Source organism: Hallella sp. (assembly GCF_037460745.1).
GTDB classification, from domain to species: Bacteria; Bacteroidota; Bacteroidia; order Bacteroidales; family Bacteroidaceae; genus Prevotella; species Prevotella faecis.
Genome location: NZ_JAXVAE010000048.1, coordinates 1 through 14,389, shown reverse-complemented (window position 1 = coordinate 14,389; position 14,389 = coordinate 1). Strand labels below are relative to the sequence as shown.

5 protein-coding genes are annotated in these 14,389 nt (G+C 56.3%); all 5 read left to right on the top strand.

The window, feature by feature from the left end:
• The first annotated feature begins 199 nt into the window (after positions 1-199).
• A complete protein-coding gene (locus tag WKK33_RS01280; RefSeq protein ID WP_337932130.1) occupies positions 200-3,064 on the top strand; it encodes an ATP-binding protein in 2,865 nt (954 codons plus the stop codon).
• A gap of 182 nt (positions 3,065-3,246) precedes the next feature.
• Entirely contained in the window at positions 3,247-3,423 is a 177-nt protein-coding gene (locus tag WKK33_RS01275) for a hypothetical protein (protein WP_337932128.1), read from the top strand.
• 47 nt (positions 3,424-3,470) lie between these two features.
• On the top strand, positions 3,471-6,434 hold the full coding sequence (locus tag WKK33_RS01270) for a T9SS type A sorting domain-containing protein (RefSeq protein WP_337932126.1): 2,964 nt from the start codon (positions 3,471-3,473) through the stop codon (positions 6,432-6,434).
• A gap of 126 nt (positions 6,435-6,560) precedes the next feature.
• Complete coding sequence (locus tag WKK33_RS01265) at positions 6,561-8,300, top strand: hypothetical protein (RefSeq protein ID WP_215759907.1); 1,740 nt, start codon at positions 6,561-6,563, stop codon at positions 8,298-8,300.
• Between the two features lie 50 nt (positions 8,301-8,350).
• A partial coding sequence (locus tag WKK33_RS01260) for a hypothetical protein (protein WP_337932125.1) occupies positions 8,351-14,389 on the top strand: 6,039 nt, incomplete at its 3' end.

Sequence of the window (14,389 nt, the reverse complement as noted above, 5' to 3'; positions counted from 1 at the left end):
TGTTACCCAAAACAAGAACCAATTACGAACCATTAACTATGATAAATTATAAAATTAAATGGTAAAGTAACAAATAAATAACAAATTATACACTTTATCAAATGCCTGCTATATGCTGTATATATTAGCATTTACGCGCATTTTCTTGTCATTTTGAATGTTGCATGAGATTTGACATTGTATTGGCGTTGTATCAGCGTTGCTCGGTTTGTTGGTGGCCTGCCATTCCCATCCTTCCTTTAGAGCCCTCGACGCCCAGCGCCATGAGGCCGACAGCTTGGTTGAAGGCCTGAAAACCAATGAGAGCCTCGACAGCCTTATCCGTGTGGCCGCCAAGCAGGGCAACCACATGCTTGAGATGCGCGCCCGCCAACAGCTTGGCCGCAACTACCGCGAGTCGAACCTCTTCATGAAGGCCATCGATTGCCATCGCCACGAGCTCGAGTTGGCACAGCAGCTCCACGACACCATCGCCATGGTGCAGGCCCTCAACAACATAGGCACCAATTTCCGCCGCATGGGTGTGCTCGACGAAGCCATCGATTACCATTACCGCGCCCTCCACCTCAGCGAGGACTTCTCTGTGAAGAGCGATCGCACGGCGCGCAAGAACCGCGTGGTGTCGCTCAATGGCATAGGCAATATCTGCCTGACGCTTGGCGACGTAGAGACCGCCGACTCGGTGTTTCGCGCCGCCCTGGCTGGCGAGCGGAGCCTCGACAGCCATCTGGGACAGGCCATCAACTACGCCAACCTCGGTTCGCTCTTTGAGCAGCGCAACCAGCTCGACTCGGCGTGGGCCTACTACAGCCACTCCATGAAGCAGAACCACCTGGCCAAGTCGGACCTCGGCATATCGCTTTGCTACACCCATTTCGGCAGGCTCTATGAGAAGCAGGGCCAAACGGCCAAGGCCATTGCCGAATACCGCAAGGCCTACGACATCATGGCGCCCTCCGACGACCGGTGGCACGCCATGGAGCCCTGCCTCGCCCTGGCGCAGGTGTATGTAAGGTTGGGCGACCACGCCCAGGCCAAGCACTACCTCGCCATTGCCGACGAGGCGGCCCACACGCTCCACTCGCTCGAGCACCAGTCGCAGGTGGCGTGGCTCTACTATAACATTTACAGCAAGGAGGGCGACTGCCGCCGTGCGCTCGCCAGCTACAAGGCCTACAACGAGTTTGGCGACAGCGTGTCGAGCGAGAAGAACCTCATCCACATGCAGAACATGCGCATACGCTACGAGCATGAGCAGCGCAAGGCCGAGGTCGACGCCATCAACAAGGAGTATCGCACCGAGCGCACCCTGAAGGTGGTGAGCGTCACCGCCGCCGTGCTGATCTTCGTGCTCGCCGCCGTGATCATGAGTTTCTTGGTCTACGCCCTCCGCACGCGTAAGCGCAAGCAGCTGGCGCAGCAGCAGATGAACGAGATGCGCCTCTCGTTCTTCACCAACATCACCCACGAGTTTCGCACCCCGCTCACCGTTATCCTCGGCTATTCGCACATGATGGAGCAGGGCCAGTTGCCGCCCGAGGAGGTGGTGAACATCGGCCACATGGTGTCGCGCCAAGGCTCGCGCCTGTTGTCGCTCATCAATCAGTTGCTCGACATCCAGAAGGTGAAGTCGGCCATTGGCCAGCCCGACTGGCGCCACGGCGACCTCGTGCTCTTCGTGTCGACGGTGGTGGAGAGCTACCTCAACCTGGCCCACAGCCACCGCATAGAGCTGATGTATGCGCCCAAGCAGCAGAAGGCCGAGTGCGACTTTGTGCCCGACTATGCGCAGAAGGTGGTGTGCAACCTCGTTACCAACGCCATCAAGTTTTCGAAGGAGGGCGGACGTGTGCTGGTTACGCTCGATGTGAGCGGCGACATGCTCACCCTTCGCGTGGCCGACTATGGCGCGGGCATCTCACCCGCCGACAGCCAGCGCATCTTTGAGCCCTTCTACCAAACCGACAGCAAGCAGAAGAGCATAGGCTCGGGCGTGGGCTTGGCCCTCGTGAAGCAGATTGTCACCTCGCTGGGAGGCAGCATCAGCCTCGACAGCCGCCTGGGCGTGGGATCGGTGTTCACCGCCAAGGTGCCCGTCAAGGCGCCCGCCGGCGTGGTGGTGAAGCCCATCGAGGTCTATGGTGCCATGTCGCAGCAGTTGCTCATCGACGCCGACACCCTGGATAAGGCCACCGTTCCCGCCGTTCCCGCCGATGCCGCCGCCACCGCCAAGGCCGACGCCACACCGGCTCCCGACCTTGCGCCCCTCGACACCGACGACGCGGCCGACACCACCGACACCCGCCCGCTGGTGCTCATCGTGGAGGACAACGCCGATGTGGCCGAATACATGAGCATGCAGCTGCGCAGCCGCTACCGCCTTGCCGTGGCCCACGATGGCGAGGAGGGCCTGCGCATGGCCACCGACACCGTGCCCGACCTCATCATTACCGACCTCATGATGCCGCGCATGGACGGCTACGAGCTGTGCCAGGCCGTCAAGCAGTCGGAGGTGCTCAATCATATTCCCGTTATCATCGTTACCGCCAAGACCACCCAGCAAGACCGCCTGCGCGGCCTGCAGATGGGTGTCGACGCATATCTCAACAAGCCGTTCAACGCCGAGGAGCTCACCGTGCGTGTCGACAACCTGCTGGAGAAGCATCGCATGCTGCGCGAGCGTTACATGCAAGCCAAAGCCGAGCACAAGGCCGACGCCTCGGCCGAGCTGTCGCCGCGCGACCGTGCCTTCCTGAAGCGGGTCGATGAGGTCATCTACGGCGACATGTCGCGCGGCGAGGTCACCGTCGACAGTGTGGCCTCGGCCCTCTGCATGAGTCAGCAGCAGATGCGCCGCAAGCTCAGCGCCGTGACGGGCGACACCCCGCTTGCCTACATACGCGCCCTTCAGATGAAACGGGCACAAGAACTGCTCAACAACCACGCCGACGTGGCCATCAGCGATGTCGCCATGAAGTGCGGTTTCTTCGACACCTCCCACTTCACCCGCGCGTTCAAGCAAGCCTTGGGCGTCACCCCCACACAATACCGAAAGAAGATGTAACATTTTCGCGAATTGCAAGTGTTACATCCAAAATATGACAAGAAAAGGCTAATTTTGTAAGAAATTGGCCATTTTTTGTAAGAAATATCCTACTCCTTTGGGCTTTTTCTACCTTACTTTGCAGCACAGTCATGGCATTGTGCCGACTCATAGTGTCTAATCACCAACGAAAGCCCAACAAGATGAAACCAAACATTCTATCGTCAGACCCTGCAAGCAATCGCTATTCCTATGACCTTGTCGACGAGATGATCAATTCTCATCTGGCAAGCATTAAGCAAAACGACGACGACGCGCCACGCGACTGTCTTGCGGGTGGCGCCGGCCCTGAAGCCCAGGAGACCGGCGACAGCAAGTAGCACCCCTGCAAGCTCATCAATAATTATTCACCTTTCATATTTCTGTTATGAGAAAACAATTATTACTAATGCTAACCTTCCTGCTCTATGCGGCGGGAATGATGGCGCAACCCGACTGGGGGTACAATCCGAATGCTTATAATAGCGAGCATGTGGTTTACGCTGGTTTGGTAGACGCTGATGGTAACGATCCAGGTGGCCAATTTATCTACCTTGGAGCCTTTATCGATAACGAGTGTCGTGGTCTGGTTCGATCAGAGTTTGGAACGTCAGGCTCTTTCTATTACTTCCCTCTCCGTATCAAGGGAACGAGTAGCGACCAAGGCAAGCCCATTACTTTCCGGCTTCTGTATAACGACGGCTTGGAGTATGTTATTCAACCCCAAAACGGCACATTGACCTATGATGATCGAGCCACCACGGGTATTCCCTCGAACCTGTTTAAGTTGTTGTTCCAACACCCCACAACGTATTCTCTCACCCAGCAAAACATCTCGGTGAACGTAGGTGAGTCGGTAGACATGATGCAGTATATCAGGTTTACCCCCGCGAACGCCTCTGTGCCTATGAACATTGAGTGGGACTTTGCGAACAGCTCAAACTACTTCGCTGTGGACGACAACATCCTCTATGGTAGGAACCCTGTAGAAGATGGATACCTTGGCGTGAAGTTGGGAACACTAACCCCCACAGGAAATGTCAACTCCTTCAAGGTAACCGTTATTCAGCCCGCCACCTCCATCACCCTCAAGGAAGAGTATAGGGATGGCGTAACGGTGCCTCTCAACAGCCTGGAAGAACTTACCAATATTTTGCAGTCGTGTTACGATGTAACACCAGAAAACTGCAACGAGGAACTGCTATGGAAGAGCAACGACGAAACGGCCATCGTGCCGGATGGAAATCTACACAATGTGTTCACGCCCGTGAAGCCCGGCACCTACACCATGACGCTCAGCGGATCAAAGGCCAGCGTCGACCTGAAGGTTACCGTCGTTAAACCCGTGACGCACATCGAGCAGGTGGGCGAATTAAAGGAGGTGCATATCTATGTGGGCGAGAGCCTGACGAAGATTCTGCCCGCAGGCTTCAAGGTGATGCCCGAGGATGCCACCGACACCAGCGTCAGTTACCGCATTGAGGCCGACAACAACAATACTACTGTGCTCAGCTACCAGGACAATGGCGACATCGTGGGCACCCAGCCGGGTAGGGCGAGAGTCATTGTTTCGTCGAACCAAAACCCGCAGGCAATGCTTAACGTTAATGTAGTTGTCCATAAGAAGATAAACAGCATGACATTTAAGAAGTCGGTGCTCTCGTTTATCTTAGAGGCGCAGCAGAGGAATGTCATCAATGATGTTCGCGCAAACATCGTCTTTGATCCCGAGTGGCCTGTTTATGATGATTATAACGATGTCGAAATGGAATCGTCTAATGAAGATGTGTTCTTTGCGCAATACGCATTGTGGGATGATGGTGATTTGCTGGAAGCCTATGCTAAAGCCCTCGGCGAGGCGACAGTTACCGTGAAATACCATGTGGCTCACACCGAGGTGTCTGCCAACGGTCTGACCACCCAAAATGATGAGCTTACCGGCTCGTTCACGGTGCGTGTGGTGGAGGGCCTCAAGGGCTTCACGATTAATGTGGTGGATCCGCCCACCTTGGGCCGACAGGCCACTGTGGAGATTACTCCCGATCCCGCCACCGCTCCTTACGAGCCTAAGGACGTTCAGGTCCAGGTGGATTGGAATGCACAGTTCCCCGATGGATGCCCCGACACGTGGACCATTGCCACCATCCGGCGTGCAAGCGAAGATGGACAGACCTGGACGCTCTTGCCGAAGTCGATGGGTCATGGAACGATCCGGGTGGTTTATGGCAAGATCGTGATGGGCCGCGAAACGTTTGCCGTTGGCCAGCCCTTTGAGCAGAAGGCTGGATGGAGCTGGAACACCTTCCTGGGCAACATGAGCGAGGATGCGATGCATGGTTATTTCGAAGATGCCGTTGAGGAAATCCGCAGCGAGAACGACCTCATGTACAACGACCCCAAGTATGGCTACTTTGGAACGTTGACCAACCTTGTTGAACGAACCTGCTACAAGGTGAAGATCGGTGAGAATCCCGGATACGTTAGCTTCGTGCTGCCGTCGGATAGCTATGCTGCCGACATCAATGGCGAGGCAGAGTACCGGCCCCAGTGGAACTGGCTTTCTTACAACAGCCAGTTTGACCTTACGATGGATCAGTATTTTAACAAGGAGAAATTCTCCGAGGGCGACCGCATCGTTTCGAAGGACGAAGGCTTTGCCACTTACACCGCCAACGGATGGGAAGGCACGCTCAAGTATCTGCGTTTCGGTCAGGGCTATATGTACTACAACGCCTCAGGCGAATCGAAGCTTATTAGCTATGCGAGCGACAGCGAGTTCGACCAGCCTACCGATAGGGAGTATGCCAAGTCGGCATACGTTAAGAGCAGCGTGTGGACCTACAACAGCGCACCGTTCGCCGACAACATGACCATCATTGCCGACCTCGGCAGCCGCTATGGCACCGACAACTACTCGGTGGGAGCCTTCGTGGGCGACGAGTGCCGTGGCGAGGGACGCATGGTAGGCGGCAAGTGCTTCATCACCGTACACGCCGACAAGGGCGAGACCATCTCGTTCCGCCTCTACGACGAGCTGACAGGCGAGATGCGCATGGTGAACGAGCAGATGCCGTTCGCCGACATGGCAGGCACCATGAAGCGACCCGTGAAGATGACCTTGGGCGAGTCGACCGCCATCGACCAGACCCTCCTCGACCGTTCGGGCATTGCCGTGATCGACGGACAGCTCTCGATCCAGGGCATGAGCGTAGCCTCGACCGCCGTGGTCAACACCACGGGAGCCGTGGTGCTGCGCAACCAGACCGACCTCAGCAGTCTGCCTTCGGGCGTCTACATCGTGAAGGTGAAGACCACCGACGGAAAGACCATTACGAAGAAGATCATGAAATGATAAGCAATGGGTAAACAGGGTGGGGCGTAACATCCCCACCTCGTTTACCCCTTTGCCACCACACGAAAGTGTAACCCCTCTTCCATTACAACCATTCATATATTACTCACCCAAAGAAGCGAAGCGATGAATAGCCCCCTACACAAAACCATACTTACGGCTGTGGCAGCCCTCTTTATGTATAACGGCGGCGTGCAAGCACAGACCATCTCGGAGATAGCCAAGCGCGATCCCCTGATCATCACCGGCTCGGTAGGTACGCGTAACACCTATTTCCATTCGTCGGCAGGTTCGAGCTACGCTTCGCCCATGAGCAACATGTTCTACCTGAACCTCAATGTGAGCCTGTATGGGTTCAGCATGCCGTTCTCGTTCTATTATTCGAACAACAACCTCGACTTCAACTATCCACACATCAACTTCAAGATTAACCCGCGCTATAAGAACTGGCGCGGATACATTGGGCGCACAACGCTCAACTACAGTCCCTACATCATGAACATGTCGTTCAACGGCGTAGGACTGGAATACCGCGGAAAGACGTTCCATTCGAGCGTGTTCTACGGAACCTTCCGCAATGCCATCAACGACAACCCCGACGACCCGTCGCCGCGCAACCCGCAGTACCAGCGTGTGGGATGGGGCTTCAACGTGGGGTACAACAATGCGCGCGGAGCCATCGACCTCTACCTGCTGCGCGCCTACGACCGTCTGAACACGGTCGATGAAGTGTGGCGCGACCGCATCACGCCACAGGAGAACCTGTCGTTTGCCCTGAAAGGAAGCTACGCCTTCAGGCGCTACTTCTCGTTCTCGGCCAACGTCGCCATGTCGGCCTTCTCAACCGACAGGCGCGCCGATAAAGTGACCACATCCGAAACCAAGCGTTTCGACAAGATATTCGACACACGCTACACCTCGCTCGCACGTTTCGCAGGCGACGTGAGCGTCAACTTCAACTCGCCAACGTTCAACACGTCGGTGTTCTACCGCATGGTGCAGCCCGACTACCTGACGCTCGGCACCAATTATCTCGCCAACAACTACCACAGTCTCGGACTGACCATGGGCACCTATCTCTTTAAGAAGGTGGCGCTCTCGGCCACGTTCTCAGGACAGGAAGACAACCTTACCAACCGCCAGTTGTACACCACGCGCGGTTATGTCTACTCGGCCAACGCCAGCACGCGCTTCGGCGAGCACTTCAACCTCTCGGCGGCCTACAGCGGGTATCTCACCACACAGGCCGACGGAACGGAGCGCGTGAACGACAGCACACAGGTGAAGCGCATCATGCACTCGGTGTCGGTAACGCCAACGTTCACCACCGAGAACGACCTCCTGGCCCACACCGCCTCGGTCTCAACGAGCTGGTCGCGCAACAAGGACCTCAACCGGTTTGCAACAGGCGTGGGCGACTACACGTCGCTGGCCATCGGAGCCACCTACGACCTCGGGGTGAAACCTTGGGAAACCGACTTCATAGCCTCCATCAGTCACCAGAACACCAGGGGGTCGGGAACGCGCTACACCAGCGATGTGGCGTCGATCACCACCAGCCGATCGTTCCTCAAGGAGAAGAACCTCAACCTGTCGGCCACCGTGTCGATGTGCTACAACGAGGTGGAAAGGCTGTCGAAGAGCCTCTCGGTGGGCTTCGACATGGCGGCCAGCTACTCGCTGAAGAAGGTGCACCTGTTCTCGTTCACCGCCGGCATGTATAAGTATGGCGATGTCAATCCGTCGAAGACCCACGACGACCTCAACGCCACCGACATCACCCTCAGCTTCAACTACAACTACACCTTCACGCTGCTCGAGCTCAAGAGGAACGCCGAGCGGGCCGAGAAGCGGGCGAAGAACTGAGCGCACCTTATATAATAATGATACCATAAGCTAACAAAACACTACACGATATGAAGACACTGCGATACTGCCTCACCTCGCTACTGCTGCTCATGAACACACTCATGGCGCTGGCGACCGACGATATCATCGTCAACATCAATCCGGTGCAGCCCGTGCTTCCTCCCCAGTTGGGCGCGTATGTAAGCAACCCGGGAGCCTACTTCAATGTGACGGTTACCAACACCACGTCGAAGCAGGCCTTCATCTATTTCGGTATGACGCTCGCCAAGATGCCCAACACCACCGACCCGCTGGTGATTGTGCCTGGCAACCGCATGCCCAAGATGCCTACCGTGGCCCTCGCTTCCAACGAGACGCGACAGCTCAACCTCACCGAGATGCGACAGATGTTCAACCATCTCAACGCATCCGACATCGTTACGAGGCTCGACTATTCGAGTGGCTTCGAGAGTGGGCAGTTTGGTCTGCTCGAGGAGGGCGACTACCGCTTGCAGCTCAACGTGTATAAGTGGAACGTCGACGGAACAACCGACATTCAGCTCAATGGCGAGAGCGCCGTGGCCACCAATGGCAAGAACTCATGCCAGTTCTCGGTGCGCTATAAGGTCGACGCGCCTAAGTTTGTGACGCCCATGCGTCCCATGGGCACTACGCTCGAGTCGTTGCAGGGGGTGGCCGAACTCAACCCCATCAACCCCATGTTCGCATGGACCGAGTCGATGCTGGGAGGCGCGCGGCCCGTACACTTCAACTACGACTTCAAGGTGGTGGAGGTGGGACCCGACCAGGATCCCGAGGACGCCTGGGCCCACGAGACCCATGTGCTCTATAAGAAAGACAACCTGACGTCGGCAACGGCAGTCATTCCGCAGAACGTGATACGCATGATGGACAAGAGTTGCACCTATGCGGCTCGCGTAACGGCCAAGCAGCGCACGCAGGTTACCTCCAACAACATGAACTTCACGCTCGTGGCCAATGAGGGCAAGAGCGACCTCATGGTGTTCAGGTTGCAGGCCGACGATGTTCCCGCGCCACCCACACCTACCGAAGAGCAGAAGCCCGAAACCGGCGACGAGCCTGAGGACAGCTTGGTGTTGAAGTTCGGATTCAAGGAAAAGGAAGGTGCGCTCACCGACTCGCTTTACAACTTCCGCAACCCGGAGATTCTCTCGCCGGCTTTCAGCGAAGACGCCGGTGCCCGCAAGGTGTTTGTCAGCGACGACATCTTCGTGGAGTGGAAGCGCGTGTGGTTTGTGGGCGGAAGCGGTGCGCGGCAAGACAGCGTGCGCTTCAGCTACGACGTGGAACTGTTTCGTGGCGACCCGTCGTTGAGTTATGAGGAAAACTTCAAGCAGGAACCCGTATATCGCCACACCACCGAGGAGCTGCAAGACAGCATCTCGTGGGAGCAGATCAATGGCGATGTGAGCATCGGCGACTACCTGTTGCTGCGTGTCAAGCCCAAGGCGCTCAACGTGCAGTCGGTGGCATTCATTGACGACTCGCTCAATGTGCGCGACTTTGCCCTGAGTGACCGCATCAGCAAGAAGTTCTTCCAATGCTCTTCGCAGGTCACCATCGAAAACACCACCCCAACCAACAAGTCGGCTTCCGACCTCAAGGGCAAGGTGGTGGGCATTGGCCAGTACCAGCTCACCCTCGATGAGCTCGCGAAGAGCAAGCAGGGCTTCAAGGGACGGGGCCGCGTGGAGTGGCGACCCTTGGGCTTGAAGGTCATGGTGGCCGTGGAGTTCGACTCGCTGTGTATCAATACCGACGACATCGTTTACTCGGGTATGGTGCGTGGCCGCAAGGACGACAACTATTACGGGCACAACGGAGAGCAGGTCGACCAGCTGTTCTCTGAGTGGGGCCTCGACAACCTCGTGAGCGACACCCGCCTGCCCTTTGCCGACAAGTTGCAGAAGGAGGCCTCGAAGCGCGGACGCGAGTTTGCCAAGAAGATGGGCATAGGCAACTATTACAAGTGGTACCACGATGCCAAGGACTTTGTGAAGGAGGGCAAGCTCGATAACGTGTGCCTCCCCATCAAGTTGCCCGACGACATGGGTAAGGTGCCTGTCGATTTGCAGATCGTCAACGTAACGTTCACCCCCACATGGGCGTCGATGGACCTCATGGGCACGTTCATGATGCCCAAGAGCAGCCATGTCAAGAACGAGGTGCTTGTGCTGGGTGCGCCGCATCTTTGCATCAGTCCCGACCGCCTGTTGCCAGAGAGCGGAGCCATCTGCCTGCTCTCCGACTTTACGCTGACCGAGCAAGACTCGCAGTTTGAGTTCACGTTTAAGTCGCCGAGCGACATCACCGTTACCAACAACGGCCAGGCGCCCGAGGACGGTTGCTACATCAGTTGGGGCGCCGACACGCTCTCGGCCTTCATGGTCGACATAGAGATGGCCATCCCCAAGCTCAAGAAGGTTACCGACGCAGGCGATGTCACCTCCGAACTTCCGAAGGTGTACATCAAGTTTGGTGTGCGCGATTGGAGCGACTGGAAGACCAGCGTCAAGATGGACTCGTTTGAGGCCGACGACCTGCCCGGTTGGACCTTCATGCCCGGCGAAATGATCTACGACCACTCGTCCTCGACGAACGCAAGCGGAATGGGATCGTTCCCCAAGACCTACGATAGGTCGAAGGTGCTCACCGCCAACAAGATCGAGACGTGGCAAGGACTTTATATCAAGAAGGTAGGCATCCGCTTCCCGAAGGCCCTCGCGTTTGGAAGCGCCGATAAGGAGAAGCGCTTGGAGGCAAGCGTGGACAACATGTTCTTCGACAAGAGCGGTGCTTCGCTGCAGGCCAACCTGAACAACATCTTCGACGCCGTGACAGGTAAGGTCGGCGGTTGGGGATTCTCCATCAAGAAGATGGAGCTCAATATTGTGCAGAACTCGTTCGATGGCTGCAACTTCAGTGGTGGCATTGGTGTGCCATTGCTCGGAAGCAAGGACAAGGACGAGAAGAACATCGACTACCGGTGCGACATCTACAACCAGAGGACGCTCAAGGGCAGCAAGAATAAGAACGGCTACACCTATGTGTTCAAGGTGGAGCCGAGAACCGACGAGTTGGCCCTCGACTTCTTCCTCGCCAAGGCCAAGATAACCAAGTCGCAGACCTACTTCCTGCTCGAGGCCGAGGATCAAGACGATGGAAAGACCGAGACTCATGTGGAGCTCTGCTTCGGTGGTGTGCTCAGCATCAACGGCAAGGAGAAGATCTCTCCCAAGCTGCCCGACATCCACTTCGTAGGCATGCGCATTGCCAACTTCGCCTATAAGCCCGAGGGCCGCGAGGCATGGCAGTCGTCGATAGCGGAGGTGGAGGAAGATCGTAAGGCGGCCTTTGTGCCCACGGATTCGAAGATCGAGTTCAACAAGTGGAAGGAGATGCAAGTGGGCCAGGATTGCTACTTCAGCGCCGGACAGTGGTCGCTGGCGTCTATCGAGAAGAAACTGGGCCCGTTCAAGTTTAAGTTCGACGACTATCAGTTCCGCAGCGATATGGCGGCCCATACGGTGGGCCTCTACCTCAAGGGTTCGTTGTCGATTGTCGATGGCGTGTTCGATGCCGGCACAGGCTTCGCCATCAACGCCAAGGTCAACATCGAAGACCTCGACCTGAAGTACGATGGTTGGGAGCTTGATGAGATATCCATCGGCGCCAACTTCGGTGTGGTGAAGCTCGATGGTAGGTTTGATATTCGAACCAACGGCGAGGACACCGGTCTCGGCGGCAACCTCACCGTGACGATGCCCGGCGACCTCTTCAAGGTAACGGTCGACGGAGGATGCTTTGAGCACGACAGTGGCGCCGAGGATCCCAAGGAAGGCGATAAGTTTACTTGGGGTTACTTCTATGGCGAGCTCGACTCGAAGACGGGTGTGGGCATGGATCCTGTGAAGATTACTGGCGTGAAGTTCGGCCTCTTCTTCAACTGTAAGCGTGGAGGAGGCAAGGGCTCGAAGGTCGACCTGTCGAATACGAAGGATGCGCCGGTTCCCTCTTATGGCACCATCGGTATCATCGCGGGCCTGAGCCTGTCGGCCATCTCCGAATCAACCATGAGTGGCGATTTCGACATGACGGTGATCTATCAGAAAGCAACCGAGGATAAAGACGGATATCTGTCGGCATTCTTGCTCAACGGAAGCATATCGGGCGCTGGTGGACTGGTGAAGAGTAAGGCCAGCATCATCTACTTCTGCGACGATGTGGACAAGTACTTCCAGCTCAATGTGACCTTTGAGACCGGATCGTCTGAGTTTAAGGAGCTTGCGAAGAAGCTCGACGATCTGACCAAAGACTTGCAGGAACTCAACAATCAGTTTGAGAAGTATGAGAAGGACATGAAGGCAGGTCTCAACGGTCTTTCAGGCAAGACCGACAAGCCCACGGAGAGCGAGTCGTTGGAAGCCAAGGACACCGATACCGAAAAGCCGAAGGGATCGTTGAAGGCCATGGAGTCGACGATAACGTTCGACTTCAAGATAACGTTCCGTGCCAACAGCCAGAATCTCAGCACGCCCAAGTGGCATGTTTACATCGGCGAGCCCGACTACGAGAAACGATGCAAGATAACGTTCATCGACTTCGACGCCAAGATCGTGAAGGTGAAGGTGGGCGCCAACGTCTACGTATGCTTCGGCAATGAGTTGCCGGGCAACGGCCAGCTGCCACCCATTCCCGCCGAGATCAGCGAGTTCCTCAACGGAGGAAGCAAGGAAGGTGTGAAGTCGGCGTCAAGAGGCGAGGCCGATAAGGCGCGCCGCAATGGTGTGACAGGCATCACCGGAAACGTGAAAGGTGGCGTGATGGTGGGAGCGCAGGTGTTCGGATTCATCAAGTTCGACCTCGGACTCATTTCCGCCGACATGGGTGTGCAGGCAGGCTTCGACCTGTCGCTGCGCAACCTTAGTGGCGGCTGGTGTACCAATCTCAACCACGGTAAGGGAGCAAAGCCCGGCCACAACGGCTGGTATGCTGAGGGTCAGATGTACGCGTACCTTTACGCTGTGCTGAAGCTCCACATCCGTTTGGGCTTCTACAACAACTCATTCAACCTGCTCGACGCCGGTATCGGCGGTATGTTCCGATGCGCACTTCCTAACCCCAACTACGCGGTGGGTAAGGCCCGCATCAAGCTGAAGCTCTTGGGTGGACTGGTGAACGTCAACCGAAGCTTCTCGTTCGAGTGTGGCGAGGTGTGCGATATGTTCTACGGCAATCCGCTCGACAACTTCGACATGTGGAGCGAGATGAGCATTGGTAGCGAGCGCCGTCGTGAGGGATGGGCCTATAGCGCACGCATCGCACCCGAGCTGGGCAGACGTCCTACCATCAAGACCAACGCCAATCTCAACCAGCACTATCGCCTGATTGATGAGAACGAGCGCGCCCGTCTTGAGAAGAACGGTATTGTCAGCGAGGATATTGCCGCACTGGCTTCGCGCACGTTCATCTTCCGCAACAAGGATATGAAGGACGGCAAGTATGTGGCGTATCTCTATTCGTACACCGACTCAGCTAAAGCCTTTGCCGACTCGCTGCACAGAAAGCCCGAGTTTGTGGAGACAATATCTTACTACCGTGGCGCGGAGACCACCTCGCAGCACCTTCTCGACGTGCGCATGCTGAGGCCCAACCGCTTCTATGCACTGAAGGTTGTGGGATGCGCCAAGCAGATTGAGGCTGGTATGGAGGTGGATCCTTGGACCGTTGACACCACATCGACTCCTTACAAGGCCAACTACACCCCATGGGAGCAGGCCAAGTATTACTACTTCCGCACCACTGATCAGGGCTTCGACGATTTCGATCCACTCTCTGAGGACTTCAACCTTGAGGATTACGTGGCGCTGGCTTATCCGTCGCAGCACAACAAGCTTAAGTTTGACGTGGATGTTGAGGCCGCTGAGTCGTCAAACAAGAAGGTGGAGCGCATCAACGCCCACTCGTACGACCTGATCTTCCCGAACATCGCCCTGACACGCGAGTTCCAGTTTAACCCAAATCGGTCATTAGGATTTCTCTGTGTCGTACGGCAAAGAGAAATC

Coding starts and splice junctions, on each gene's coding strand:
- WKK33_RS01275 (WP_337932128.1), top strand. CDS start 3,247: ATGAAACCAAACATTCTATCGTCAGACCCTGCAAGCAATCGCTATTCC.
- WKK33_RS01270 (WP_337932126.1), top strand. CDS start 3,471: ATGAGAAAACAATTATTACTAATGCTAACCTTCCTGCTCTATGCGGCG.
- WKK33_RS01265 (WP_215759907.1), top strand. CDS start 6,561: ATGAATAGCCCCCTACACAAAACCATACTTACGGCTGTGGCAGCCCTC.